This is a genomic window from Nocardioides sp. NPDC051685 (genome assembly GCF_044453405.1).
In the GTDB taxonomy this organism is placed as follows: Bacteria; Actinomycetota; Actinomycetes; order Propionibacteriales; family Nocardioidaceae; genus Nocardioides.
In genome coordinates, this window is the sequence record NZ_JBITCR010000010.1 from 145,406 (window position 1) to 170,659 (window position 25,254).

The following is a 25,254-nucleotide window of genomic DNA, read 5'->3' on the forward strand; positions in this document are numbered from 1 at the left end:
GTTCTTGTCGGTTACTCGCAGGTAGAGCGACAAAAACGTCCCGTCGTATCGGATGGGGGGTCAGGCGACGGTGAGCTTGACCTCGATGTTGCCGCGGGTGGCGTTCGAGTAGGGGCAGACCTGGTGGGCCTGCTCGGTGAGCTGCTGAGCGGTCGCGGCGTCGGCGCCGGGGATGGTCACCTCGAGCTGCACGGCGAGGCCGAAGCCGCCCTCACCGTTGTTGCCGATGCTCACGTCGGCGACGACCTCGGAGTCGGTCATGTCGACCTTGGCCTTGCCGGCGACCAGCTTGAGCGCCGAGTGGAAGCATGCGGCGTAGCCGGCGGCGAAGAGCTGCTCGGGGTTGGTGGCACCGCCCTCGCCACCCATCTCCTTGGGGACGCGGACATCGGCGTCGATGAGGCCGTCGGTGGACTGGACGTGGCCGTTGCGGGCGTCGCCGGTGCTGATTGCGGTAGCCGTGTAGAGAGGAGTCATGTGCACAACTATATTGTGCACAACTTAATAGTGCAAGGGAGTAGACTGAGAGATGTGTCCGGACGTACCTATCCGCAGCTCGCGCTCGACCTTCAGCTCTGCTTCCCGCTGTACGCAGCGACCCGAGCCGTCACGAAGCGCTATGTGACGCTGCTCAAGGGGACCGGGCTGACCTATCCGCAGTATCTGGTGATGCTGTTGCTCTGGGAGAGCGACGAGCCGCTCTCGGTGACCGCCCTCGGCCAGCGGCTACGGCTCGACTCCGGCACCCTGACGCCGCTGCTCAAGCGACTCGAGGCCGCCGGCCTGGTAAGCCGCGACCGCGACCCCGGCGACGAGCGCCGGGTGCTGGTCAGCCTGACCGATGAGGGCAGGGCCCTGGAGGAGCGGGTCTCGGGCGTGCCGCAGCAGCTCGGAGCGTCGATGGGGATCACCCGTGACGAGGCGCTCGCGCTGCGCGACCAGCTCACCGAGCTGGTCGACCACCTCGACACGGCCGAGTCCGCCTAGGGATCTATCCCCGGGTCAGCAGGCGCTGCACACCGAGCTTGATCAGCAGACCACCGAGGAGCACGTCGACGACCACGAGCACCGCGTGGGCGACGTAGTAGGGCTTGGGCCGGGTCTGCTCCGGGTCCTTGGCAGTCTTGACGAGGTTGCGGCCGAAGTTGGTCCAGATCGCGATCGTCCAGACCCCGATGACGAGGAGGAGCGCGCCGTCAGTCTTCTCGAGCTTCATGGGTATGACTCTCTCATCGAGCGTCCACACCCTCACGTTCGGCCCACCTCTCGCACAGTCCTGGGAGTTTCCGTCCGTTACTCGCCGGCAGACCGATCGGAGCTCTCCGGATCATCGGTTGTCGACTCGGCCGGGGTCGCCCGGACGTGGGCGTAGGAGGCGGCGTACAGGATCACCATCGAGGTGTAGTGGATCCAGACGACCAGGATGAGGGCGATGCCGAAGGCCTGGAAGGCGGGCTGGCCCTGGGTGGCCTTCAGCAGCAGGGCCGAGGCCTGCTTGAGGATCTCGAACCCGACCGCGCCGAGCAGCGCACCGGCCCACAGGGGCCCCTTCGGGGTGTCCTTCTGCGGAGCCAGGTGGAACATCGAGAAGAAGAGCACGGTGTTGGCCGCCAGGCCGAGCACCAGGGTGAGGAGCACGATCAGCCAGCCGAAGCCTTCGTCGAGGCCGATCCAGTCCAGGACGTTGACCGAGAAGGTGCGGATGAGGCCGGTGAACGCCACCGCCACGAGCAGGATCAGGCCGAGGCCGATCAGCGCGACCAGATCGCGGGCCTTGGCCGCGAGGAAGCCCGGCTGCTCCTCCTCGGGCACCAGGAAGACCGCCTGGAGCGCGTTGCGCAGGCCGTCGACGAAGCCGAGCCCGGCGTAGAGCAGACCGAAGGCACCGACGATTCCGACCGCACCGGCGGCGCTCTCGATGTCGGCGATCTTCAGCTGCCCGGCTCCGTCGCCGACCAGCCCGGGCAGGACCTGGTCGATCGCGTCGACGAGGTCGCTCTCGGCACCGGCGTAGACCTTGGCGATCTGGCCGACGGCGAAGAACGCGAGCGCGAGGATCGGGAAGGTCGACAGGAAGCCGAAGTAGGTGATCGCGCCGGCCTGCTGGGACGCGCCCACCTCGCCGTAGTGCTCCTGCGTGCGCACCACCCGGTCCAGTGCCGGGAAGCGAGCCCGCAGCTCGGCGATCTTCGCCTTGATCTTCTCCTTGAGCATCCCGAGGTCCCCATCCGTCGCTCGTGGGCGGACCCGAGCCCGCCTAACCGGTCAGTGCTGCTCTCAGCGCGAACTCCCGGGTCGGGCGCCAGCCATCTGTGTCGTCGTGGACATAGAGGTGGAACTCCTCGACCGACCACTCGCACTCGAAGTCGGCCAGCTCACCGAAAGCCTTGTCGAGGCTAGCGTCGGGAAGGTCGTGAGCGATCGTGACATGCGGGTGATAGGGGAATGTGAGCTTCTGGTCGAGCGGACCCTGCCGGACCGCGTTGGCCAGCTGCTCACAGCCTGAGATGCCCTGCACCACCGCCACGAACACCACCGGGGAGACCGGCCGGAAGGTGCCGGTGCCGCGCAGGTGCACGCTGAACGGAGCCACCCTCGAGGCCGCAGCCTCCAGATGGCTCTCGACGTCCGGGAGGAGGTCGTCGTGGATCTCCGTCGGGGGCACAAGAGTGATGTGCGTCGGGATCATGGTCGCCGTCGCGTCCCCGAGAGACGTCCTGTAGTCCTGAAGCTGACTTGCCCATGGCTCCGGGATAGCGATGGCAACACCGATGGTGCGCATGCGCCGAACCTTACTAGCCGACAGACGCTGCGGGGGGCACAAAGCCAACCCGCTCGTAGACGTCGGCCAGAGTCTTGCGCGCAACCACGCCCGCCTTCTCCGCGCCCTGCTGCAGGACGCCGTCGAGGTAGGCGCGATCCTCGAGGACCTCGAAGGTCCTCTCCCGGAACGGCGTCACGTAGTCGACGACGACCTCGGCGAGATCCTTCTTCAGGTCTCCGTAGCCCTTGCCGGCATATTTGCCGACCAGGGTGTCGATGTCGGAGCCTGTCAGCGCCGAGTAGATCCGCAGCAGGTTCGAGACGCCCGGCTTGGCCTCCTCGTCGAAGCGGATCTCCATCTCCGAGTCGGTGACGGCCGAGCGGATCTTCTTCGCCGAGACCTTCGGGTCGTCGAGCATGTCGATCAACCCGGTCGGCGAAGAGGCCGACTTGGACATCTTGATCGTCGGGTCCTGGAGGTCGTAGATCTTCGCGACCTCCTTGAGGATGTAGGGCTCCGGCAGCCGGAACGTCTTCTTGTAGCGGCTGTTGAACCGCTGCGCCAGGTCGCGGGTCAGCTCGAGGTGCTGGCGCTGGTCCTCGCCGACCGGGACGTACGCCGGGCGGTAGAGCAGGATGTCGGCGGCCATCAGCATCGGGTAGGAGAAGAGGCCGACGGAGGCCGCGCCCTCACCACCCTTGGCGGACTTGTCCTTGAACTGGGTCATCCGCCGGGCCTCGCCGAAGGAGGTGATGCACTGCATCACCCAGCCGAGCTGGGCGTGCTCGGGGAGGTGGGACTGGACGAAGATCGCGGACCGCTCCGGGTCGACACCCGCGGCCAGGAGCTGGGCGGCGGCCCGCCGCGTACGCTCCCGGAGCACATTCGGCTCCTGCTCGACCGTGATCGCGTGCAGGTCGGCGATGAAGAAGAACGGCTCGTACTCCTCCTGCAGGTTCACCCACTGCCGGACCGCGCCGAGGTAGTTGCCGAGGTGGTAGGAGTCCGCGGTCGGCTGGATGCCGGAGAGGACCCTTGGCCGAGTCGTGGGAGCGGTGCTGCCGGTCATGTGCGCATTCTGTCAGCCGCTCACCGAAAGGCTCGAAATGACAGCGGATCCTGCCCGCGGCACTGTTCTGCGTGCCGGCCATGGGCCTCGGCGCCCCCCGTGATCAACGTCGAGGACCATGGTCGCCCGCAGTCGTGGAGGCCGCAAGCAGGATCCGCTGTCCCATCAACGACGGATCCTTTGCCGGGTTATCGAACAGGCGCATCCAATTTCTTACGATTTTGTGGACCTCCTGAGGGGCTCTACTCGGCTCGGATTCGATGGTCCGTCAAATGCCCGTTCCCGCAGTGACATCCGGCCCTGTTAACCTGTTTGGTCGACCCGCGGATCCTCCAAGGGGTCCGCAGCCTCGGGCCAGCTGCCGAATCGGCCTCGAGGCCAGGCGACCCTCGAGGAGACTAGTGAACGACACGTCCGCCGCCAATGCACGCATGCTGCTCGCGACCGATCTGGACGGAACCTTCCTAGCCGGCGACCCGGAGGCAAAGGTCAAGCTGTACCAGACGCTGAGCCGCCGCGAGGACGTACTCCTGTCCTTCGTCACCGGTCGTGGGCTGGAGTCGGTGCTGCCGCTGCTCGCCGACCCGACCATCCCGACGCCCGACTTCATCATCTGCGACGTCGGCGCCACGATCGTGACCGGGCACGACCTGCTCGCCGTCGAACCCATCCAGCAGGAGATCGCCGCCAAGTGGCCGGGCGAGCTCACCGTGCTGGAGAGGATCGGCGACCGACCGGGACTGGTGCGGCAGAACGTGCCCCAGGACCGACGGGTCTCCTACTTCTGCGACCCCGAGGCAGTCACCGACGATCTCGCCCCGCTCGTCGCGCAGATCGGCTGCGACCTGCTCTACTCCGCCGGCCACTACCTCGACGTGCTGCCCGGCGGGATCAACAAGGGCCACACCGTCACGAAGCTCGTCGAGCACCTCGGCATCCCCAAGGACCGCGTGCTGGTCGCCGGCGACACCCTCAACGACCTGTCGATGTACGACATCGGCTTCCCGGGCGTCTGCGTCGGCGAGGCCGAGGACCTGCTGTTGGACGCGACCCGCGACAAGGACCGTACGTTCCACGCGACCGCCCCCGGCACCGGCGGGATCCTGCAGGCGATCAGGCACTTCAACCTGCTCGACGACGAGCACATCTACGACCCGGAGAACGACGCCGACGACCCTGGGAAGTCCGACCTCGTGATGGTCTATCACCGGCTCCCCTATGACGAGGTGATCGAGGAGGGCGAGGTCAAGCGCCGGCGTCCGAAGTCGCCCAACGGCATCATCCCGACGCTGCTCTCCTTCTTCACCGAGCGCACCGGGTCCTGGGTCGCCTGGTCGATCGACGATCCCAAACGCGGCAAGTTCGCCACCCACACGGTCGTCGACCCCAAGCTCTACCCCGGCCTGGTGGCCTCCCGGCTGCCACTGTCGAAGAAGGACGTCGACGTCTTCTACAAGCGCTTCTCCAAGGAGGCGTTCTGGCCGCTGCTGCACACCTTCTGGGAGCGCGCGAAGTTCAAGGAGGAGGACTGGAAGGTCTACTGCCGGGTCAACCGGGCCTTCGCCGAGCAGGCGGCGGCCGAGGCGGCGTACGGAGGCATCGTCTGGATCCACGACTACAACCTGTGGATGGTGCCGGCCTATCTGCGTGAGATCCGGCCGGACGTGAAGATCGCGTTCCTGCACCACACCCACTTCCCCGGCGCGGACGTGTTCAACGTGGTGCCGTGGCGCCGCGAGATCATCGGCTCGCTGCTGCAGTGCGACTACATCTCGTTCCACATCCCCCGCCAGGTCGAGAACTTCGTCGACGTGGCGCGTGGCGTGGCCCCCGTCGAGGTGGTCGAGACCGAGGACTCTGCTCCTCGCTTCCGCACCTACGGCTTCGCCCTCGGCCTGGACACGATGCCCTCGGTGATCGACGTCGGCGGGCGTCGGGTGCACCTGGGCGCCAACCCGGTCAGCGTCGACACCAGGCGGATCGAGGACATGCTGGCCTCGCCGGCGGTGCAGAAGTCGATCTCTCGGGTCAAGGACGAGTTCGAGGGGCAGCGGATCGCGCTGGCCGTCTCCCGGCTCGACTACACCAAGGGCGTGCTGCAGCAGCTCGAGGCCTTCGAGCGCGCGCTCCTCGAGGACCCGTCGTTGCTTGGCGAGCTGTCACTGGTGCTGGTGTGCGTGCCCGCGGCCGGCGAGATGACCGTCTACAAGACGCTCCAGAACCAGATCGAGCAGGCGGTCGGGCGGATCAACGGGCGGTTCTCCCGGATGGGCTGGATGCCGGTCCACTTCTACTTCCGACCGATCCCGTTCGAAGAGCTGCTGGCCTACTACGCTAACGCCGACGTCATGTGGATCACGCCGCTGCGCGACGGCCTCAACCTGGTCGCGAAGGAGTACGCCGCGGTCCACGGTCTCCGCGGCACCAGCGGCACGCTGGTGCTCTCCGAGTTCGCCGGAGCGGCAGCCGAGCTGCGCGGTGCGGTGCTGACCAACCCTCACGACGTCTCCGACATGGTCCGGGTCTTCCTGCAGGCCGTCGACATGGACGAGGCCGAGGCCAAGGACCGGATGCGCGGGCTGTGGGACACCATCCGCCACCACGACTCCAAGGCCTGGGCCGACGGGTTCCTGGCGGCGGTCGAGGCGGCCACGGCCACGACCCCGAGCGACGAGACGGAGTTCTAAGGCGTGCGGCGGTGGATGCTGGTGCTCCACAGGAGCACCAGCATCCCGGCCGCGGCCAGGCCGGCGCCGACCAGCGGCGCCTCGCGCACGCTCCACACGTCGAGGGCCAGGCCACCGGCGAAGGCGCCGAGAGCGTTGGCGATGTTGAGGCTCGCGTGGTTCATCGCAGCGCCGAGGGTCACCGCGTCGTCGGCGACGTCCATCAGCCGCACCTGCAGGTTGATCACGAGCACCGAGGCGATCGCAGTGGTCAGGAAGGCGACCGGCGCGAGCCACCACCCGGCCGGGGCGACCAGCCAGAAGAGGGTCAGCACCGCCACCATCCCGAGACTGCTCGCGAGCAGCGAACCCATCACCGACCAGCGCGCGAGCTCCCCCGCGACCCAGGTGCCGACGACCATCCCGGTGCCGAACGCGAAGACGAACCAGGGCACCGCGCCCTCGGCCAGCCCGGCCGTGTCGGTGACGATCGGGGCGATGTAGGAGTAGGCCGCGAACATGCCGCCGAACCCGATCGCCCCCGCCAGCATCGTCAGCCAGACCTGCTTGTTGGTGAAGAACCGGCCGGCCTCGCTACGGCCGGTCGCGTTCGGGTCGCCCGGGAAGTGGGGCACCGAGAGCTGCACCAGGATCACGGTCAGCAGGGCGAGGCCTGCCGCGGCTGCGTACGGCGCCCGCCAGCCGGCGCTCTGACCGAGCCAGGTCGCGAACGGGACACCGATCACGTTGGCGACCGAGAGCCCGAGCATGACCAGCGCGACCGCCCGGCCGCGGTGCTTCGGTGCGGCCATCGACGTCGCGACGATGGTGGCGACACCGAAGTAGGCGCCGTGCGGGAGCCCGTCCAAGAACCTCGCGACCAGCAGCATCTGGTAGTCGACCGCGGCGGCGCTGAGCAGGTTGAACAGGGCGTACGCCGCCATCAGCGACAGCAGCAGCCCCTTGCGCGGAAGATGGGCGACGAAGAACGACAGGATCGGTACGCCGACCACCACCCCGACCGCGTAGGCGCTGATCAGGTGGCCCGCCGTGGAGGTGCCGACGCCGACGCCCTCGGCGATCTCGGGCAGCACGCCCATGGTCACGAACTCGGTCGTACCGATCGCGAACCCACCCGTCGCGAGCGCGATCACTGCGATCACGAACTGGACAGGGGTGACCGGCCTGATGGCGGTCTCGGTGCGGGCTGTGTCGGTCACTACTGCCTAACCTTCGGCGATTTCAGGGCTATTCCGTGAATCGGTGTGACACGGGCCCCCTCCTCCTCCACACCGAAGTGTCAACCATGGTTGACATCCAGTCGCTGTCAACTTATATTGACACCATGACGGATGCGAAGGATCTCGCCGAGTCGGCCGCGAGCGCCGACCCGAGCACCGGGTTGCGGGCCGCGCTCGCACTGCGTCGCCTCGCCGACTCGCTCGATCGGCTGCAGGTGGCGAACGCCCGCCGACAGGGGTGGGCCTGGCAGGAGATCGCCGACGCGCTGGAGGTCAGCCGGCAGGCGGTCCACAAGAAGTACGCGAAGGAGCTGTGATGTTCGAGAGGTTCACCAAGCCGGCCCGCGATGCGGTTGCCGCCGCCCAGACGTACGCCACCGAGCTCGGCCACGAGCGCATCGGCGACGACCACCTGCTGCTGGCGATCTGCGCCGCCGAAGGCTCGTCCGCCGCCCGCGCGCTCGCCGAGGCTGGGGTCGATGCCACTGCGCTGCGAGCCGAGATCGAACGCGCCCACGGTCGGCTGGGCAACGACGACGCCGACGCGCTGTCGACCCTCGGGATCGACCTGGACGCGGTGCGTTCCAAGGTCGAGGAGGTCTTCGGCGCCGGCGCCCTGGACAACGGGAAACCACGCCGCCGCCTCGGCGGACACATCCCCTTCACCAGGGATGCGAAGAAGGTGCTCGAGCTCTCGCTGCGCGAGGCGATCCGGCTCAAGGACCGCTCGATCGGCACCGAGCACATCCTGCTCGGCATCCTCCGCGCGGAAGGGGACGGACATGCTGCCCTACGGGCCCTCGGCGTGGATGCTGCTGCGCTGCGCCGCACGCTCGAGCACGGCGAGGCCGCCTGACGCCGAGGCGTCAGACGGCCCGTCCACGCGGATGTCAGCCGGCCAGGTGGGACCAGGCCGGAGCCAGCTCGGTCCACGGACCCACGGCGGCGACCTCTCCGTCGACCATGACGACGACGCGGTCGGCCTGGGCGAGCGCGGCCCGCTTCGAGGTGGCTCCGATGACCGTCGTGTGCCGGTCGCGGAGCGCCCGCCGCAGCTCGATCTCGGTCGCGGCATCGAGCGCACTGGAGACGTCGTCGGCCAGGAGCAGCTCGGTGCCGGCGGCCAGCGCCCGCGCCAGGGCGAGGCGCTGGACCTGCCCTCCCGAGAGGCGTACGCCACGGTGACCGACGATTGCGTCCGCGCCGCCCGCCTCCTTGACGTCGAGCTCGAGCCGCGCGTCGGCGACCGGGTTGTCGAACGGTCGGTCGTGACCCAGCCGGATGTTGTCGGCGAAAGTGCCGGAGAGCACCCGCGGCACCTGGGCGACGTACGCCACCTGCCCCGGCCTCAAGAAGGCCTGCGTGTCCTCGACGAGCTCGTCGTTCCACCGGATCGTGCCGGTGTGCTCGATGAGGCCGGCCAGCGACGCCAGCAGGGACGACTTGCCGGAGCCGACCTGCCCGACGAGCAGGACCAGCTCGCCGCGCTCGATGGTGAGCGAGACGTCGGAGACACCGATCGTGCCGTCGTCGTGGACCGCTGACAGGGCCGAGAGCTCGAGGGACTCGAGCGGCACCTGCTCGACCGGTCCCGGATCCGGCGCGTCACCGGAGACCAGGTCGACGCCCGGCGGCAGGTCCATCAGGTCCCGACCACCGGCGAACCGGCTGGTCTCCTTCTGCCACGCACGCGTGCCGGGAGCCTCGGTGACGACCATGCCGGCTACCCGGCCGAACCAGTCGAAGCCCGAGACCGCGTTGGCGACCAGCAGCGCGGTGGCCAGACCCCAGCCGCCGCCGAAGTAGATCCCCCAGGCAGCCACGACGCCGCACTGGACCATGAGCGCGGGCACCCCGTCGAGGAATGCCTGCACCCGGTGTTCCTTCACCGCGGCCTCGACCCGGCCGGAGTCGACGTGCTGCAGGTGGGCGTGGACCTGCGGGGTGGCCGCGGCCAGCTTCACGGTGCGTACGGACTCCAGCGCGGAGACCACCGCGCGGCCGAACCGGGCCCGAGCGGCGGACGAGGCTGAGGCCGAGCGGCCGGCGATCGGCCGGCCGACCGCGGAGGCCAGCGCGGAGGCGATCATGACGACCAGGAGCACGGCGCCGGCGAGCGCGGTGCCGGCGAGCAGGGCGGTGATCGTCGCGATCACGAGGCCGTTGACGAAGTCGACCCAGCGGTCGGCGTAGCGGGCGTAACGGTCCGCGTCCATCGACCGCGCGACGACCTCACCCGGCGGCGTACGTGTCAGCCGGTGCTGGCGGGTCTGGCCGTAGAGCACGGCCATCCGCGCCCGGAGCATGACCTCGATCCACCAGCGCGGGTAGCGGTAGAAGGCGTCGGCGAGCATCAGCGGCGCGGCCAACAGGCTGACCACCAGCAGCACCGCCATCACCGTCGGCCTGTCGCCATCCTGCAGCGACTCGACGATCCGGCCCCACAGGAGGCCGGTGAACGCACCCTGCGCACCGGTCATCGAGGCGAACAGGAAGAGCAGCGCACCCGCGACGCCCCACTCGGGACGCAGGAACAGCACGTGCAGCATCCCGCGGGCGAGCGACGGCCCGGTGCCGACCTCGGGGACCTCGGGCGGAGCGCCCGAGCGGCGCTTGCCGCCCACGTTGCCCTCCGCGACGTGGTCGAGGGTGGAGTGGTCCACCGGCTTGGAATCCGTCGAGGGCACCTCGTGGTGATCGGTTCGGCTGGCCTCGAGCAGGTCGCGGAACGGCCCGGGCGCGGTCGCCAGCGAGGCCCGCAGGCCGTGCTGGATCACCCGGCCGTGGTCGAGCACGGCGACATGGGGCGCCCGCTCGATCGTGGAGAGCCGGTGGGCGATCAGGATGCCCGTACGCCCGGTCAGCAACCGGTCGGCGGCCGCGACGACCCGGCGCTCGGTGAGCGGATCCATCCGCGCGGTCGCCTCGTCGAGGACGACCACCCGGACGTCGCGCACCAGCAGCCGGGCAAAGGCGACCAGCTGCTCCTCCCCCGCCGACAGCGAGGTGCCGCCGGGACCGAGCAGCGTGTCGAGTCCCTCGGGAAGACCGCCGACCCACTCGGAAAGCCCGAGCCGGGCGACCGCCCGCTCGATGTCCTCACGCGGGCGCGAGTCGTCGAAGAGCGCGATGTTCTCCGCGAGCGTGCCGGCCAGGATCTCCGTACGCTGCGTCACCACGCCCACGGACGCGCGCAGCTGCTGCAGGTCGAGGTCACGCACGTCCACGCCGCCCAGGAACACCGAGCCACGCGGCGGCTCGACCGCCCGGGAGAGCAGCGAGGCGAGGGTCGACTTGCCCGATCCGGTGCGCCCGACCAGGGCGATGGTGTCGCCGGCAGGCACCGTGAGCGAGATGCCCTGGAGGGCGAAGGTGCCCTCGGCGTAGGAGAAGGTCAGGTCGCGCAGGTCGACCTCCAGCGCTCCCCCGTCGGGCACCGGCGCACCGCCCTCGGGCTCCGGCTCGGCGGCCATCATCTGGCGCAGCCGGATGACCGCGCCCAGGCCGGCCTGGATGTCGGGAAGGTGGTTGGCGAGCATCGCGATCTGACCCACGAAGGTGCTCGTGACCAGGAACAACGTCACCAGGGCGCTGATCCCGAGCCGATCCGTCGCGGCGAGCGCGACACCGGCGAGACCGATGCCGGCCAGCAGGGAGTGGAGCAGCACGCCGGCGCGGCGACCGACCTTCGCCTCGACCGTGACCACCGTGCGGAACTTCTCGTGGACCGTCGCCGAGAGCCTCGCCACGCGGGCCACCACGTGGGCCTGACCCAGGCTCGTGCGCAGGTCGTCGCGGCCCGCGATGCCCTCCTCGAGCACAGCTGCGTGGTCGGTCCAGGAAGCCTCCTCGATGACCTTGAGCTGGGAGATCTTGCCGAGCAGACCACGAATGGCGAACCAGGTCACCGCGGCGAGGAGCGGGAACAGGATCGCCGAGGGCCACCAGGTGAAGCTGGCCACGATCCACATCGGCAGCGCCGCGAAGATCGAGCGGAACAGCATCCACAGCTGCCAGCGCAGCAGGTTGCCGACCTCGTGGGAGTCGTCGTCGACCCGGTCGAGGATCTCGCCGACGGCCTGCTCGCTCAGCTCGGCGAGCGGCTGCCGCATGGCAGCCTGGAGCACGTCCTCGCGCAGCTTGCCCTCGACCCGGTCCGAGACGCCGACCCAGGCGATCTTCGCCGTCGAGTCGACCAGGGACGCACCGATCACGCACAGCGCCAGCCAGCCGACCAGGCTCGCCGTCGGGTTCTCGGCCAGCCGTCCGGCCACGACGGTGCCGATCGACTGCCCCACCATGGCGACCGCCAGCGCGATCAGCGCAGCAGCCGTCACCGGCCCCTTCAGGCGTCGCCAGTCGACCTGCCGGCTCGGGTCGGCAGGTTCGGCGGGGACTCCGAGAGCCTTGCCTGAGGTGGGCGCGGGCGGAGTCGAGAGGGTCGCAGTCATCAATAGATCACGGTAGGCGCGACCACCGACACTCACCTAAAGGTTTTCCGCCCCAACCCAACCGCAAACACTATCCTGACCTGGACTTATAGCGATCAGAAGAAAGATCTGGAGAGCAAAGTCACCTCTGCCGGGAAGGCGTCCTGGCGGATGCACGACGGCCCGGCACGGAGTCCGTGCCGGGCCGTCGTGGCATGCCTCAGAGAGAGTCGATCGCCTCGTTGAGCGTCGCGGAGGGACGCATCACGGCGGTGACCTTCTCGGCGTCGGGCAGGTAGTAGCCGCCGATGTCGGCGGGCTTGCCCTGGACCGCGAGGAGCTCCTCGACGATCTTGTCCTCGTTGGCGGCGAGGGTCTCGGCGAGGCCCTTGAACGCGGCGGCGAGCTCGGTGTCCTCGGTCTGCGCGGCGAGCTCCTGGGCCCAGTAGAGACCCAGGTAGAAGTGCGAGCCGCGGTTGTCGGTGGTGCCGAGCTTGCGACCCGGGGAGCGGTCGTTCTCGAGGAAGGTCGCGGTCGCGCGGTCGAGCGCACCCGCGAGCACCTTCGCGGCCGGGGCCGAGGCCTGCTCGGCGTACTTCTCGAACGACGGCACCAGCGCGAAGAACTCACCCAGCGAGTCCCAGCGGAGGTAGTCCTCCTCGACCAGCTGCTGGACGTGCTTCGGCGCCGAGCCGCCCGCACCGGTCTCGAACAGACCGCCGCCGGCGATCAGCGGGACGATGGAGAGCATCTTCGCCGACGTACCGACCTCGAGGATCGGGAACAGGTCGGTGTTGTAGTCACGCAGCACGTTGCCGGTCACCGAGATCGTGTCCTCGCCGTTGCGCAGACGCTCGAGGGAGTACGCCGTGGCCAGCTCGGGCGAGAGGATCTTGATCTCGAGACCCTCGGTGTCGTGCTCCGTGAGGTAGGTCGTCACCTTCTTGATCAGCGAGGCGTCGTGGGCACGGGACTCGTCGAGCCAGAAGACGGCCGGGGTCTTCGAGTCGCGGGCACGGCCGACGGCGAGCTTGACCCAGTCGCGGACCGGGATGTCCTTGGTCTGGCAGGCGCGCCAGATGTCGCCGGCCTCGACGTCGTGCTCGAGCAGCACGTCGCCGGCCTTGTTGAGGACGCGGACGGTGCCGGCGGCCTCGATCTGGAAGGTCTTGTCGTGGGAGCCGTACTCCTCGGCCTTCTGCGCCATCAGGCCGACGTTGGGCACGGTGCCGATCGTGGCCGGGTCGAGCGGGCCGTTCTTCTTCACGTCCTCGATGACCGTCTGGTAGACGCCGGCGTAGGAGGAGTCCGGGATCACCGCGAGGGTGTCGTCCTCGCCGCCGTCGACGCCCCAGAGCTTGCCGCCGTTGCGGACCAGGGCCGGGATCGAGGCGTCGATGATGACGTCGGAGGGGACGTGCAGGTTGGTGATCCCCTTGTCGGAGTTGACGTAGGACAGGCGCGGGCCGGCCTCGATCGCGGCCTTGAAGGCGGCCTCGATCTCGGCGCCCTTCTCCAGGCCGGGCAGACCCGACAGGATCGCGCCCAGACCGTCGTTGGCGGACAGACCGGCGGCCTCGAGGTCGGTGCCGTACTTCTCGAAGACGTCCTTGAAGTAGGCCTTCACGACGTGGCCGAAGATGATCGGGTCGGAGACCTTCATCATCGTCGCCTTGAGGTGCACCGAGAAGAGCACGTCCTCGGCCTTGGCCTTGGCGAGCGCGTTCTCGAGGAAGGCGTGCAGGTTGGCCACGGACATGTACGTCGCGTCGACGATCTCGCCCTCGAGCACGGGCAGCTCGGCGAGCAGCGTCACCGTCTCGCCGTCGGCCTTCTCGAGCACGATGGAGAGGGTGTCGTCGGCCGACAGGGTCACCGACTTCTCGTTGGACTTGAAGTCGTGGGCGCCCATCGTCGCGACCTCGGTCTTCGAGTCGTCGGCGAACGGCTTGTTGGTGTGCGGGTGGGCCTTGGCGTACGCCTTGACCGAGCCCGGCGCACGACGGTCGGAGTTGCCCTCACGCAGGACCGGGTTCACCGCGGAGCCCTTGACCTTGTCGTACTTCGCGCGGATCTCCTCCTCCTCAGGCGTGCTGGGCGCCTCGGGGTAGTCGGGGATCTCGTAGCCCTTCTCCTGCAGCTCCTTGATCGCGGCCTTGAGCTGCGGGATGGAGGCGGAGATGTTGGGCAGCTTGACGATGTTGGCTTCCGGCGTCTTCGCCAGGTCACCGAGCTCGCCGAGCGCGTCGTCGGCGAGGCCGAACTGCGCCAGGATGCGCGAGGCCACGGAGATGTCACGCGTCTCGATCTCGACGCCCGCCTTGGCCGCGTAGGCCGAGACGATCGGAAGGAAGGAGTACGTCGCGAGCAGCGGCGCCTCGTCGGTGTGGGTGTAGATGATTCGTGCGGCCATTGCTGTGGCTACTCCTGACGAAACGAAAGTGTCTTGACATCAAGATAACAGAGAGGGTGACACAACGCCGCCCCGCCCCACCTAAGCACCACGATGTGCCCTCACAAAAGAGTTACTGTGTGTCAACACCTCATGTTGTTCAGGTGACTGCTGATGCCTGAGTGCTTCTCGGGTGTCGATGCGTCTGACCGACGTCAACAGACATTGAAGGGTTAAGGGGACATGACCGAGGAATCACTGTCGGCGGCTGAGCCGACCTTCATCCAGAAACTCGCGGCCGAGGTGATCGGGACATTCATCCTCGTGTTCATCGGGTGCGGCTCAGTCGTCGCGATCGTCACCGGCGCCAGCCACGCCGGACAGCTGACCTGGGGGCTCGACGTCGCGGCCGTCGGCTTGGCCTTCGGTATCGCCGTCGTGATCGGTGCCTACACCTTCGGTCGCATCTCCGGCGGTCACTTCAACCCGGCGGTGACCCTGGGTGTGGCCACAGCCGGCCGGATCAGCTGGAAGGACGCGGGCGCCTACATCGGCGCTCAGTTCGTCGGTGCGACCATCGGCGCGATCGTGCTGTTCGTCATCGCGATCTCCTCGGGCTACAACTCCTGGAACGACGGCGGCCTCGGCGCCAACGGCTTCGGTGACGGAGCCGGCACCGGCATCGTCGGCGCGATCCTGGTCGAGCTGGTCCTCACCTTCATCTTCGTCTTCGTCATCCTCGGCGTCACCGACGTCCGGGCCGGCACCAACGCCGCCGTGGCCCCGCTCGCCATCGGTCTCGCACTGGCCGCGATCCACTTCGTCGGCATCCCGCTGACCGGCACCTCGGTCAACCCCGCCCGCTCCTTCGGCCCGGCCCTCTTCTCGGGCACCGACGCGCTGATCCACCTGCCGGTCTTCCTGATCGTCCCGGCCCTCGGCGGCGCGATCGCCGGTTTCGTCTACCCGCTGCTCTTCGACAAGGACGGCTCCGAGGTCGCGGGCGCCGGCCTCGCCTTCGCCGGCGACAACCTGCGCCCGGCTCCGAACGCCCACTCCTGGGGCGCCGAGGCTGCCGCACCGGCCGCTCCCGCGGCCCCGGCCACCGCGGCGCCGGCTGCTCCCGCCACTCCGGCTGCCGCACCGGCTGCTCCGGCCGCACCTGCGGCCACGCCCGAGACGAGCGACCGCACCATCGTCTCCGGTGGCGCCGGCGGCGCTCAGCAGACCTGGCAGCAGCCGACCCAGGGCGCCGAGGGCGACCTGCCGGTCTACGAGCAGGACGGCTGGCGCTGGGACTACGCCAAGCAGGAATGGGTCCCGATCGAGCAGTGACCCGCTGAACAGAACGAAGGCCGCCCCTCGGGGCGGCCTTCGTTCTATGTGTGCGTCCTATGTCCGTCCTAGTCGCCCGGAACGCTCACCGCGAGGATCCACAGCGCGCCGGCGGTCAGCGCCAGCAGCGCGACGTCGAACCAGCGGTTGCGCACCGCCAGCATCCCGGCATCCTTCGTACGCAGCACCGCCCGCCCCAGCGACGCGGCCCCCACCCCGGCGGCGAGGACGATGATCCCCACCCGCCAGTGGCCGAAGCCGACCAGACCGAGACCGACGATCGCCGCCGTCAGCACGCCGAGGTAGACGTAGCCGCCGACGGTCGAGGGGAAACTGCGTACGTGTGGGGGGTCCGTCTTGTCGTGCTCGGGAGTGACCGCCCCCGGCGCAGGAGCCTGCGGCGTGGGGGTCAGCGGCGGGTGGACGGACACGGTGTCAGAGCCTTTCGAGAGCCTTCTCGGCGCTGAGGACGATATTGGAGAGCAGCATGGCGCGTGTCATCGGACCCACCCCACCAGGGTTCGGCGACACCCAGCCAGCCACGTCCCACACGTCGTCGGCCAAGTCTCCTGCGATCTTACCGTCGACGCGGGAAACACCGACGTCCAACAGGGCCGCGCCGGGCTTGACCATGTCCTTGGTGATGATGCCGGGCACACCGGCCGCGGCCACCACGATGTCGGCGTTGCGGGTGTGCGCGGCCAGGTCGCGGGTGCCGGTGTGGCACAGCGTGACCGTGGCGTTCTCCGAGCGGCGGGTGAGCAGCAGGCCCAGCGGGCGGCCGACGGTCAGCCCGCGACCGACCACGACGACCTCGGCGCCGTTGATCTCGACCCCGTGACGACGCAGCAGCTCGATGCAGCCCACCGGGGTGCACGGCAGCGGGCCGTCCTCGCCGAGGACCAGCTTGCCGAGGTTGTAGGGGTGCAGCCCGTCGACGTCCTTGTCCGGAGCGACCCGTGAGAGCAGCGCGAACTCGTCGAGACCGGTCGGCTGCTGGATGAGGAAGCCGGTGACGGCCGGATCCGCGTTGAGCTCGTCGATGACCTTCTCGACCTCCGCCTGCGTCGCGGTGGCGGGCAGGTCGACACGGGTCGAGGCGACACCGATCTCGGCGGCGTCCTTGTGCTTGGCGTTGACGTACCAGTGCGAGCCGGGGTCGTCGCCGACCAGAACGGTGCCGATGCCCGGGGTGATGCCCTGGGCCTTCAGCTTCTCGACCCGCTCGGCGAGCTCGGCCTTGATCGCCTTCAGCGTCGCGGTGCCGTCCAGCTTCTGTGCTGTCACGATGTCAATCCTGTCACTCGGTCTTCAAAGAATTTCGTACGCTGCGCACGCATGTCGCTTCGCTGCCGTTGCTCGCTCGCTTCGCTCGCTTCGGCCTGGGTCCAGATTCTGGCTTGCGTCGGGCTTTCGCCGACGCGGCGCAAAGGTCCCTCCCCCGCTTCGTCCCTCCGGGACATTTGCGCCGAGTCGGCGCTTAGGGCACGGCGCCCACGCCTTCGGCGCGGGCTTGTGCCCTAGTGCGCGAAGTGACGCGTGCCGGTGAAGTACATCGTCACGCCGGCCGCCTCGCAGGCCTTGATGGTGAGCTCGTCGCGGATGGAGCCACCGGGCTGCACGATCGCCTTGACGCCGGCGTCGATCAGGATCTGCGGGCCGTCCTCGAAGGGGAAGAAGGCGTCGGAGGCGGCGACGGCGCCGCGGGCACGCTCGTCGCCCTCGGCCAGCGTGTTGGCCCGCTCGACCGCCAGGCGGCAGGAGTCGACGCGGTTGACCTGGCCCATGCCGATCCCCACCGCTGCGCCGTCGCGGGCGAGCAGGATCGCGTTGGACTTGGCGGAGCGTACGGCCTTCCAGGCGAACGCCAGGTCGGCCAGGGTCGCCTCGTCGGCGGCCTCGCCGGTGGCCAGGGTCCAGTTGGCCGGGTCGTCGCCCTCGGCCTGGAACGTGTCGGTGTGCTGCATCAGCAGGCCGCCGCTGATCGGCCGGGTCTCGACGCCGGAGCTCGCGAGCGGCTCGGCGACGAGGATGCGGATGTTCTTCTTGCCCTGCAGGATCTCGACGGCCCCGTCCTCGTAGCCGGGAGCGACGATCACCTCGGTGAAGACCTCGGCGACCTGCTCGGCCATCTGCTTCGAGACCGGTACGTTGGTGGCGATCACGCCGCCGAACGCGGAGACCGGGTCGCACTCGTGGGCGCGGCGGTGGGCCTCGGCGACATCCGCACCGACCGCGACACCGCACGGGTTGGCGTGCTTGATGATCGCGACCGTCGGCTGCTCACCCTGGTCGTAGGCGGCACGGCGAGCGGCGTCGGTGTCGACGTAGTTGTTGTAGGACATCTCCTTGCCGTGCAGCTGCTCGGCGGCGGCCAGCCCGCCCGGACCGTAGCCCGATCGGTAGAGCGCGGCCGGCTGGTGCGGGTTCTCGCCGTAGCGCAGCACCGCCTGGCGGTCCCAGGTCGCGCCCGCCCACGCCGGGAAACCCGACCCGTCGGAGGTGTCGGTGAGCACGTTGCCCATCCAGGAGGCGACCGCCACGTCGTACGTCGCGGTGTGCACGAACGCGGCCGCGGCGAGCGCCTTGCGCTGGTCGTAGGTGAACCCGCCGGCCACGACCGCGGCGAGGGTGTCGGCGTACTGCTCCGGGCTCGTCACGATGGCGACGGAGGGGTGGTTCTTGGCAGCGGCACGGACCATCGACGGGCCGCCGATGTCGATCTGCTCGACGACCTCGTCCGGGCCGGCGCCGGAGGCGACGGTCTGCACGAAGGGGTAGAGGTTGGAGACGACCAGGTCGAACGGCTCGACCTCGAGCTCCTTGAGCTGCTCGACGTGGGACTCGAGGCGGCGGTCGGCGAGGATGCCGGCGTGCACGCGCGGGTGCAGCGTCTTCACCCGACCATCGAGGCACTCGGGGAATCCGGTCAGGTCCTCGACCTTGGTCACGGGCAGGCCGAGCTTCTCGATCAGAGCGGCGGAGCCGCCGGTCGAGACGAGCTCGACGCCGGCCTCGTGGAGGCCCTTGACCAGGTCCTCGAGACCGGTCTTGTCGTAGACGGACACCAAGGCCCGCTTCAGTGCAATTTTTCCGGGGCGGATCTGGTCCTGCACAGCCAAACTCCTCATCGGTCGATGAATTCGATGAGGGGCACCCAGGCGGTCGATGCCGTCTCTTTACACTCCCCGGTGGTCCCCCACCTGCGCCAGTCGTGTGCTCGCCACTCTAACCGTTCAGGCGCGTCCGAACCGAACCCGCCGGCCGTCCACGGTGTAGCCCTCGCGGGCGATCCTTCCGACGGACTCGACGAGCATCGAGCGCTCCACGACCTTGATCCGCTCGTGCAGCGTCTCCTCGGTGTCGTCGTCCTCCACCGGCACCGTCACCTGGGCCATGATCATCCCGGTGTCGACCCCGGCGTCGACGATGAACAGCGTCGCCCCGGTCACCTTCACGCCGTAGTCCAGCGCGTCCCGCGCCCCGTGCATCCCCGGGAAGCTCGGCAGCAGCGCCGGGTGGGTGTTGAGCGTCTTCCCCCCGAATCGGTCGAGGAAGGCCTCCCCCACGAGCTTCATGAACCCCGCGGAGACCACGAGATCAGGCTCGTACGCCGCCACCGACTCCGCCAGCGCCGCGTCCCACTCCTCGCGCGACCCGAAGTCCTTGACCCGGTGCACGAAGGTCGGGATCCCCGCGTCGGTCGCCCGGGTCAGCCCCTGGATCCCGTCGCGGTCGGCCCCGACCGCGACGACCTCGGCCCCGAACTCCGGGGACGCGCACGCGTCCAGCAGGGCCTGGAGGTTGGTGCCCGAGCCGGACACGAGGACGACGAGACGCAGCGACATGCTGCGAACTCTAGGCGGCCGGGTCGGCCGGCAGGGAACGCCGGTGCCACCAGGTCATCGTGAGCCCGGCGAGCAGACCGGCGAGACCGAAGAAGGCGATGGCGTTGACGAGCACCTGCCCGGCGTACGGCCCGACGTCGGCCATCCGGCCGGGGCCGACGGCGCCGCCGGCGACACCGGACAACACGGCGAGGAGCAGGCCGGCGACGACACCGGCGCTGACACCGCGGAGCGCGCCTTCGGACCAGCGCAGAGCCGGGCGGACCCGCGAGACGCGGCAGACGGCCCAGAAGGCGGTGAGCGGGCCGAGCGCCATCACGGCGGCGACCCAGGCGGGCGGGGCGCCGTTGTCGGGCAGCGCGGCGAGCATCGGGAACATCGGCAGCGGGCCGAGGGTCACCGCCGTCGGGGTCACCGTGGTACCGACGCCGACCGTGAACCCCGGCCCGAGGGCGTACGCACTGGAGAAGAGGACGGCGTTGGGCAGCACCAGGACGGCGAGCAGCGAGTAGAGGATGATCCCGCCGAGGTCGAGGTGGAGCTGAGAGACGACGTTGATCGAGGTGGTGAAGTCGGCGAAGAGGGCCGCGAAGAAGACCAGCGTGCTGACCGCGAACCACCAGAGCAGGATCGACCTGACCATCACCAGTACGTCCACGGCCGCGCGCGGCAGCAGGGTGATCCACAGCGCCGCACGCCCGGAGCCGACCGCGATCGCGGGCAGGGCGACAACGACGCAGAGCCCGACCGACCACGCGAAGACGCCGGCGATGCTCGGCGCGGTCTCCGGGGTGCCGGCGATGATCGCGGTGACCAGCGCGGTGCCGGCATAGCCGAGCGTGAAGAGCCCGGCGACGACCGGGACGGTCAGGTCACGCTCGCCGTCGGCCAGGGCGTTGACGTCCGGACCGTGCAGCGAGACCGAGTCGCCGACCCGGACCGCGGCCTGCCACATCGCCCATGCCAGGACCAGGGTCAGCCCGAGCGGGACGACGGTGACCGCGACGCCCGAGACGAAGACGCCCGAGCCGTGGCCGACCAGCCATCCGAGCGCGGCGACGCGCAGGGCGTCCGACGGCTCGCCGTGGGCTCCCATGTCGCTGATGAACCAGCCGAGGATGCCGATCGCCAGGCACACGACCAGCGTGGCGGCGGCTGTGCCGATACCACCCAGCAGGGCGACCGCGACCAGCGGGCGGCGGTGGCGGAGATCATGGAGATCATCCACGGAGAGCCCGCGGTCAGGGGTGCGAGGAGGCAGCAGCGAGGACATCGCGTCTCATCCTCGCAACCCACGTCGCCTCGATCTCGGCGACGCGCCGCCGCGGCCGGTCACCGGCTTGGTCACAGCGGTTGATACCCGCCTGTGCATCTGCGGGTATTGCCGTTCATTCGACCGAATCACCTACAGTTGGCGGCTGACATGGGCATGACCACGGCAGACCACGAGACCTTCGAGGCGTTCTATCAGGACGTCCGCGGACGCCTCCTTCTCCAAACCTGGTCGCTGACCGGGGATCTGGAGGCTGCCAAGGCCGCCGTACGCGGCGCACTGGTCATCACCTGGCACCACTGGCGCAAGGTGAAGCCGATGGACGACTTCGAGCGCGAGGACTGGGTGCGCCCGATCGCCTGGTCCAAGGCGATCCGCAACCACTCGGTGCCGCTGCTCCACCGCGACCAGACGATCGCGCCGCAGGCCCGCCACACCCTCTCCGCGCTGCGCAGCCTGCCGCTCCACGACCGCAAGGTCTTCCTGCTCGGTCACCTCACCAGCGTCGACCTGGCCCAGCTGGCCCGTGAGGTCGGCACCCCGATCAGCCGCACCGAGACCGATCTGCAGGGCGCCAACGCCGCCATCTGCGACGAGCTCGGGATCGCGCCGGAGCAGCTGCAGTCCATCTTCGACCCGCTCGTCGACGTGCTCACCGAGCAGCCCTGGCCGAAGACCTCCACGATCACCACCGCCGGCGCCGTACGCCGCCGGGTGCACACCGCCATCGGCGCGGCCGCGGCCATCGCCGCCCTGGTCGGCACCGGCTTCTTCGTCACCCAGGACGCCGAGACCGAGCCGCGGCTCAACACGCTCTCGATGCAGTCGGCGGCCGAGGAGTTCGAGGTCGAGCCGAGCCAGATCCCCGGCAAGAAGCTGACCGCCAAGGACCTGATGACCGAGGAGGAGGTCGCGAAGATCTACGGCGGCTCCTGGGCCGTCGACATCTCCTCGGACAACCTCGAGGGCACCGGTCTGACCATCCCCTGCCAGGCGGACACCTCCGCCGACAAGCGGCCGGTGGCGAGCCTGGCGCGCACCTTCATCGCCAAGGCGAAGGCGACCACCGCCGGCACCACGATCGAGTCGTCGGTCGACGCGAAGGCGGCTGCTGCGGCGTACAAGAAGATGCAGGGGTGGTACGCAGCATGTGCCGAGCCCCGCTACCAGCTGATGTACACCGAGTCGGTCGACGGCATCGGCGATGAGGCCACCCTGTTCACCTACCGCGACTGGGAGAACGACCGGGCCGTCACCTACGGCGTCGCCCGCACCGGTAGGCACACCGCCGCGGTCACGGTGAAGACCGAGGGCAAGTCCAGCACGACCGCGGCCAAGACCTCGACCATGCTCGGCACCGCGGTCCACAACCTCTGCTCGATGCCCGGCGCGGGCGCGTGCGTGGAGACCAAGCGACCGCGTGCGGTCGTGGTCCCGATCGCCACGGGCAAGGCGCCCGGGCTGATCAACGAGACCGATCTGCCCCCGGTCAGCACGGTCGGTGACCCGTGGGAGGGCACCGAGGCGAAGGCCGCCAAGACCAACCCGGCCCAGACCCGCTGCGACGGCACCGAGTTCACCGCCAAGGGCATCTCCGGTGCTCAGACCCGCTCCTTCGTGATCCCCGAGACGAAGAAGAAGCTCGCCCCGATCTTCGGGCTCACCGAGACCGTCGGCACGTTCGGCTCCGCCAAAGAGGCGCAGGCGTTCAACGTCGCGATCAAGGGCCGGCTGGACAAGTGCAGCGACAAGCAGCTCGGCAGCCACGTCACCCAGGTCGCGACCGAATCCATCAAGGACGGCGCGATCACGGTGTGGTACATCCGGGTCGAGCTCGAGAACTCCTCGATCTACTACCGGATGGCCGCGATCAGGCGAGGCGCCAACGTCGCCCAGATGAGCTTCGTGCCCGACGGCAACGCCGACATCAGCAACTCCGACTTCGTCGCGCTCGCCAAGCGTGCTGCGTACCGCCTCGACTATCTCTGATCTTTCTCCCTCCGGATGCAACCGGATCCGCCGCTCAGACATCTGAACCTCTGAGGCTGGCGCAGGGCCAGATCGTGGATCGGCCAGTCCGGGGAGGCAAGCGATGGACGAGGACGAGTTCGACGCGTTCTACAACGCGTCCTACCGCCGCGTGTGCGCTCAGGTGTACGCCATGATCGGCGACTCCGACGAGGCCGCCGAATGTGTCCAGGAGGCGTTCGCCCGCGCCTGGGCGCACCGGCGCAAGATGTCCTCGGTCGACTACCCCGAGGCCTGGGTCCGCACCACCGCCTACCGCCTCGCCGTCGGCCGCTGGCGCCGCAAGAAGTACGCCGGCCGAGCCGCGGACAGAGCCGTCGGTGTCCGCATGGAGATGCCCGCCGTCGACGAGACGCATGTCGCTCTCGTCGCCGCCCTCAAGAAGCTCCCCGAAGCTCAGCGCCAAGCCATCGTCCTGCACCACATCGCCGACCTGCCGGTCCATCAGGTCGCCGCCGAGGTGGGCGTACCGACCGGAACCATCAAGGCGCGGCTCTCGCGCGGCCGGACCGCCCTGGCCGCCCTGCTCGCCGACGAAGCACCTGGCACAGCACTGGAAGGAGGCGTGCGATGAGTGACCCGATCTCCCGCCTGGACCAGTTCCGCGCCAACACCCCTGGAGCACCGATGAAGTCCGCAGCCGAGGTACGCCGACGGGGTGACCAGATCCGCCGCCGCCAGCGCACCATCGTCACCGCCGGCGCGGTGGCCCTGGCCGCGGTCGTCGCCGGACCGATCATCTTCCTCTCCGCCGGATTCGGCGAGCGTGCCACCGAGCCGGAGCCCGCCCCGGCGCCGACCCCGAGCCAGACGCCGAGCACGGTGGCCCCGAGCCCGTCCGCCTCGACGCCCGTCTCGGACCTCACCCGCGCCAACCTGCCGGCCGAGGGCGACCTGGTCACCGAGGACCCCTACCCGGCATGGACCCAGGACCAGACCTACGACGGCGAAGGCAGGAGCGACTACAACGAGTGCCTGACCTCGTTGGCCGATGCCGGGGCGCTGGCGACCTTCCGCCGCGACTTCGTCCCCGAGCCTGGGGCGGAGTACGCAGACGCGGCCGGCACGCTGACGGCGGTCGTCGCCGAGTTCGGCTCCGCGGACGAGGCCGAGAAGGTGCGCGGGAAGCTCTCCGAGGCCGCCAACTCCTGCGCTCCCGTGGACGGAGCGGACGTCGCCGGCTCGCTCCCGGTCGAAGGCGGCGTCATCTCCGATGGCGACGTCAGCGTGGTGACGTACGTGCCTGAGGACCCCAACCTGAACGCTCGTTGGGAGGTGGCGACCGCCGTCGTCAGGGTCGAGGACCGGCTTCTGCTGATGACCCGGCGGCGTGGCGTACAGGACTACGTCTCGCCGACCAGCCTGCGCGACTCCGCCGTCGCCGCCGCCTACCGGCTGGCCGGGACTTCCCCGCCGCCCGCGACAACGTCGAGCCCGGCCTCGAGCTCGGCGTCCTCGTCCGCACCCGCGCCGATCCTCAGCGACGCCGATCTCGTCGTGGCCGCGTCGCTGCCCGGACTGCCGCTGCCGGGTGAGTCGTCGGCGACGTGGCAGCAGGTCGCGACGCAGCCGACCCCGACGCTCTACTGCCAGGGCGCCTGGCTCTCCTCGCTGAAGGCCGCCGAGTCGGTCAGCCGGGAGTTCCGCCTCGAGAACCCGGCGGAGATCGGCAAGGTCAACGTGGCGGTGCTGGAGTTCGCCACGAAACCCGCTGCTGATGCGGCGTACGAGAAGGTCCACGGCTGGCTCGACACCTGCCCGGCCACGATGGCCGACGCGAAGCTCTACACGGCCGGGCCGATCGACTCCATCGAGATCGACAGCGACCCGAAGGTCGACCGGGCCGCGCAGACGCTCGCCGAGTACGCCGCCGACTGTGGCGGCGAGGGCTGTGACTCGACCTGGTACGACCACCAGACCATCGCCCAGATCGGGACCCGGCTGGTGCTGGTCACCCACGCCGAGGCCGGTGGCCCCTGCCCGCCGACCACGGCCTGCCCGCCGGAGGAGGCCGCGGACTACACCGAGTGGGACAAGCGGGTCGCGCAGACCGTCGAGGCGACCGTGGACCGGGCCGTCCGGGGTCTGTCGTGACCCCGGGGGCGAACCAGCTGCTATTGAACTTTACGCTCACGCCTGTCACCGCTGACACTGACGCTCGGGCAAGCGTCAGGCCACGCGTGCGGGAAAGCCAGCCGGGGAGGCGAA

General features: G+C 69.4%; 21 protein-coding genes and 1 riboswitch. Of the genes, 8 read left to right on the top strand and 13 right to left on the bottom strand.

Annotated features, from left to right (window positions below; all coding sequences use genetic code 11):
* Positions 1-60: 60 nt before the first annotated feature.
* Positions 61-477, bottom strand: a complete 417-nt coding sequence (locus ACIA03_RS24200; protein ID WP_396987286.1) for an organic hydroperoxide resistance protein — start codon at positions 475-477, stop codon at positions 61-63.
* 54 nt (positions 478-531) lie between these two features.
* On the opposite strand from ACIA03_RS24200, the gene ACIA03_RS24205 reads away from it, so the two are divergent.
* Positions 532-987 (top strand): MarR family winged helix-turn-helix transcriptional regulator, encoded by a 456-nt coding sequence (locus ACIA03_RS24205; protein WP_396987289.1) that lies wholly within the window; start codon positions 532-534, stop codon positions 985-987.
* Between the two features lie 4 nt (positions 988-991).
* Here the strand turns inward: ACIA03_RS24205 and ACIA03_RS24210 are convergent, their stop codons facing one another.
* The 4 genes from ACIA03_RS24210 to trpS form a co-directional block, all read right to left on the bottom strand.
* Positions 992-1,216, bottom strand: coding sequence for an SCO4848 family membrane protein (locus tag ACIA03_RS24210; RefSeq protein ID WP_396987291.1), 225 nt, complete (start codon positions 1,214-1,216; stop codon positions 992-994).
* A gap of 77 nt (positions 1,217-1,293) precedes the next feature.
* Positions 1,294-2,214, bottom strand: a complete 921-nt coding sequence (locus tag ACIA03_RS24215) for a YihY/virulence factor BrkB family protein (RefSeq protein ID WP_396987293.1) — start codon at positions 2,212-2,214, stop codon at positions 1,294-1,296.
* A gap of 43 nt (positions 2,215-2,257) precedes the next feature.
* The gene (locus ACIA03_RS24220; RefSeq protein WP_141791897.1) at positions 2,258-2,782 is read right to left on the bottom strand and encodes a 2'-5' RNA ligase family protein; all 525 of its coding nucleotides are present in this window, start codon (positions 2,780-2,782) and stop codon (positions 2,258-2,260) included.
* A 13-nt stretch (positions 2,783-2,795) separates the two neighbouring features.
* A complete protein-coding gene (trpS, locus tag ACIA03_RS24225) occupies positions 2,796-3,833 on the bottom strand; it encodes a tryptophan--tRNA ligase (RefSeq protein WP_396987295.1) in 1,038 nt (345 codons plus the stop codon).
* Between the two features lie 401 nt (positions 3,834-4,234).
* Here trpS and ggpS point away from each other — a divergent pair, with 401 nt between their 5' ends.
* Entirely contained in the window at positions 4,235-6,520 is a 2,286-nt protein-coding gene (gene ggpS / locus ACIA03_RS24230) for a glucosylglycerol-phosphate synthase (RefSeq protein ID WP_396987297.1), read from the top strand.
* Here the strand turns inward: ggpS and ACIA03_RS24235 are convergent.
* The gene (locus ACIA03_RS24235) at positions 6,517-7,719 is read right to left on the bottom strand and encodes an MFS transporter (RefSeq protein ID WP_396987299.1); all 1,203 of its coding nucleotides are present in this window, start codon (positions 7,717-7,719) and stop codon (positions 6,517-6,519) included. The genes ggpS and ACIA03_RS24235 overlap by 4 nt on opposite strands.
* Before the next feature lie 125 nt (positions 7,720-7,844).
* On the opposite strand from ACIA03_RS24235, the gene ACIA03_RS24240 reads away from it, so the two are divergent.
* Both ACIA03_RS24240 and ACIA03_RS24245 read left to right on the top strand, forming a co-directional pair.
* Positions 7,845-8,057, top strand: a complete 213-nt coding sequence (locus ACIA03_RS24240) for a helix-turn-helix domain-containing protein (RefSeq protein ID WP_396987301.1) — start codon at positions 7,845-7,847, stop codon at positions 8,055-8,057.
* Positions 8,057-8,596 (top strand): Clp protease N-terminal domain-containing protein, encoded by a 540-nt coding sequence (locus ACIA03_RS24245; RefSeq protein ID WP_396987303.1) that lies wholly within the window; start codon positions 8,057-8,059, stop codon positions 8,594-8,596. The genes ACIA03_RS24240 and ACIA03_RS24245 overlap by 1 nt, the downstream gene beginning before the upstream one ends.
* Before the next feature lie 34 nt (positions 8,597-8,630).
* On the opposite strand, the gene ACIA03_RS24250 is transcribed toward ACIA03_RS24245, so the two are convergent.
* Together ACIA03_RS24250 and ACIA03_RS24255 are read right to left on the bottom strand one after the other, a co-directional pair.
* Entirely contained in the window at positions 8,631-12,191 is a 3,561-nt protein-coding gene (locus ACIA03_RS24250) for an ATP-binding cassette domain-containing protein (RefSeq protein ID WP_396987305.1), read from the bottom strand.
* A gap of 199 nt (positions 12,192-12,390) precedes the next feature.
* Positions 12,391-14,583: an NADP-dependent isocitrate dehydrogenase gene (locus ACIA03_RS24255; protein ID WP_396987307.1), complete on the bottom strand. Its 2,193-nt coding sequence runs from the start codon at positions 14,581-14,583 to the stop codon at positions 12,391-12,393.
* Between the two features lie 222 nt (positions 14,584-14,805).
* On the opposite strand from ACIA03_RS24255, the gene ACIA03_RS24260 reads away from it, so the two are divergent.
* Entirely contained in the window at positions 14,806-15,897 is a 1,092-nt protein-coding gene (locus tag ACIA03_RS24260) for an MIP/aquaporin family protein (RefSeq protein WP_396987309.1), read from the top strand.
* Between the two features lie 68 nt (positions 15,898-15,965).
* Here the strand turns inward: ACIA03_RS24260 and ACIA03_RS24265 are convergent, their stop codons facing one another.
* From ACIA03_RS24265 to ACIA03_RS24285, 5 genes are all read right to left on the bottom strand, one after another.
* Complete coding sequence (locus ACIA03_RS24265; protein WP_396987311.1) at positions 15,966-16,328, bottom strand: DUF3017 domain-containing protein; 363 nt, start codon at positions 16,326-16,328, stop codon at positions 15,966-15,968.
* Between the two features lie 4 nt (positions 16,329-16,332).
* Positions 16,333-17,184, bottom strand: coding sequence for a bifunctional methylenetetrahydrofolate dehydrogenase/methenyltetrahydrofolate cyclohydrolase (locus ACIA03_RS24270; protein WP_396987313.1), 852 nt, complete (start codon positions 17,182-17,184; stop codon positions 16,333-16,335).
* Between the two features lie 233 nt (positions 17,185-17,417).
* Positions 17,418-19,013, bottom strand: a complete 1,596-nt coding sequence (gene purH / locus ACIA03_RS24275) for a bifunctional phosphoribosylaminoimidazolecarboxamide formyltransferase/IMP cyclohydrolase (protein WP_396987315.1) — start codon at positions 19,011-19,013, stop codon at positions 17,418-17,420.
* A 32-nt stretch (positions 19,014-19,045) separates the two neighbouring features.
* Positions 19,046-19,118, bottom strand: a riboswitch (ZMP/ZTP riboswitch).
* Between the two features lie 15 nt (positions 19,119-19,133).
* Positions 19,134-19,745, bottom strand: a complete 612-nt coding sequence (purN, locus tag ACIA03_RS24280) for a phosphoribosylglycinamide formyltransferase (RefSeq protein ID WP_396987316.1) — start codon at positions 19,743-19,745, stop codon at positions 19,134-19,136.
* Between the two features lie 10 nt (positions 19,746-19,755).
* Positions 19,756-21,018 carry a DUF6350 family protein gene (locus tag ACIA03_RS24285; protein ID WP_396987318.1) on the bottom strand — a complete coding sequence of 421 codons (1,263 nt, stop codon included), beginning with the start codon at positions 21,016-21,018 and terminating at the stop codon, positions 19,756-19,758.
* Between the two features lie 156 nt (positions 21,019-21,174).
* Here ACIA03_RS24285 and ACIA03_RS24290 point away from each other — a divergent pair, with 156 nt between their 5' ends.
* The 3 genes from ACIA03_RS24290 to ACIA03_RS24300 all read left to right on the top strand — a co-directional run bounded on the left by ACIA03_RS24290 (position 21,175) and on the right by ACIA03_RS24300 (position 25,140).
* The gene (locus tag ACIA03_RS24290; RefSeq protein WP_396987320.1) at positions 21,175-23,007 is read left to right on the top strand and encodes a hypothetical protein; all 1,833 of its coding nucleotides are present in this window, start codon (positions 21,175-21,177) and stop codon (positions 23,005-23,007) included.
* Positions 23,008-23,110: 103 nt separating this feature from the next.
* Positions 23,111-23,620 carry an RNA polymerase sigma factor gene (locus ACIA03_RS24295; RefSeq protein WP_045549325.1) on the top strand — a complete coding sequence of 170 codons (510 nt, stop codon included), beginning with the start codon at positions 23,111-23,113 and terminating at the stop codon, positions 23,618-23,620.
* Positions 23,617-25,140, top strand: a complete 1,524-nt coding sequence (locus tag ACIA03_RS24300) for a hypothetical protein (protein WP_396987323.1) — start codon at positions 23,617-23,619, stop codon at positions 25,138-25,140. The genes ACIA03_RS24295 and ACIA03_RS24300 overlap by 4 nt, the downstream gene beginning before the upstream one ends.
* Positions 25,141-25,254 lie beyond the last annotated feature (114 nt).

Excerpts from the sequence above, each read along its gene's own strand:
- ACIA03_RS24200 (WP_396987286.1), bottom strand. The coding sequence starts at position 477 with ATGACTCCTCTCTACACGGCTACCGCAATCAGCACCGGCGACGCCCGC.
- ACIA03_RS24210 (WP_396987291.1), bottom strand. The coding sequence starts at position 1,216 with ATGAAGCTCGAGAAGACTGACGGCGCGCTCCTCCTCGTCATCGGGGTC.
- ACIA03_RS24215 (WP_396987293.1), bottom strand. The coding sequence starts at position 2,214 with ATGCTCAAGGAGAAGATCAAGGCGAAGATCGCCGAGCTGCGGGCTCGC.
- ACIA03_RS24220 (WP_141791897.1), bottom strand. The coding sequence starts at position 2,782 with ATGCGCACCATCGGTGTTGCCATCGCTATCCCGGAGCCATGGGCAAGT.
- trpS (WP_396987295.1), bottom strand. The coding sequence starts at position 3,833 with ATGACCGGCAGCACCGCTCCCACGACTCGGCCAAGGGTCCTCTCCGGC.
- ACIA03_RS24240 (WP_396987301.1), top strand. The coding sequence starts at position 7,845 with ATGACGGATGCGAAGGATCTCGCCGAGTCGGCCGCGAGCGCCGACCCG.
- ACIA03_RS24245 (WP_396987303.1), top strand. The coding sequence starts at position 8,057 with ATGTTCGAGAGGTTCACCAAGCCGGCCCGCGATGCGGTTGCCGCCGCC.
- ACIA03_RS24250 (WP_396987305.1), bottom strand. The coding sequence starts at position 12,191 with ATGACTGCGACCCTCTCGACTCCGCCCGCGCCCACCTCAGGCAAGGCT.
- ACIA03_RS24255 (WP_396987307.1), bottom strand. The coding sequence starts at position 14,583 with ATGGCCGCACGAATCATCTACACCCACACCGACGAGGCGCCGCTGCTC.
- ACIA03_RS24260 (WP_396987309.1), top strand. The coding sequence starts at position 14,806 with ATGACCGAGGAATCACTGTCGGCGGCTGAGCCGACCTTCATCCAGAAA.
- purN (WP_396987316.1), bottom strand. The coding sequence starts at position 19,745 with ATGTCGCTGCGTCTCGTCGTCCTCGTGTCCGGCTCGGGCACCAACCTC.
- ACIA03_RS24285 (WP_396987318.1), bottom strand. The coding sequence starts at position 21,018 with ATGTCCTCGCTGCTGCCTCCTCGCACCCCTGACCGCGGGCTCTCCGTG.
- ACIA03_RS24290 (WP_396987320.1), top strand. The coding sequence starts at position 21,175 with ATGACCACGGCAGACCACGAGACCTTCGAGGCGTTCTATCAGGACGTC.
- ACIA03_RS24295 (WP_045549325.1), top strand. The coding sequence starts at position 23,111 with ATGGACGAGGACGAGTTCGACGCGTTCTACAACGCGTCCTACCGCCGC.
- ACIA03_RS24300 (WP_396987323.1), top strand. The coding sequence starts at position 23,617 with ATGAGTGACCCGATCTCCCGCCTGGACCAGTTCCGCGCCAACACCCCT.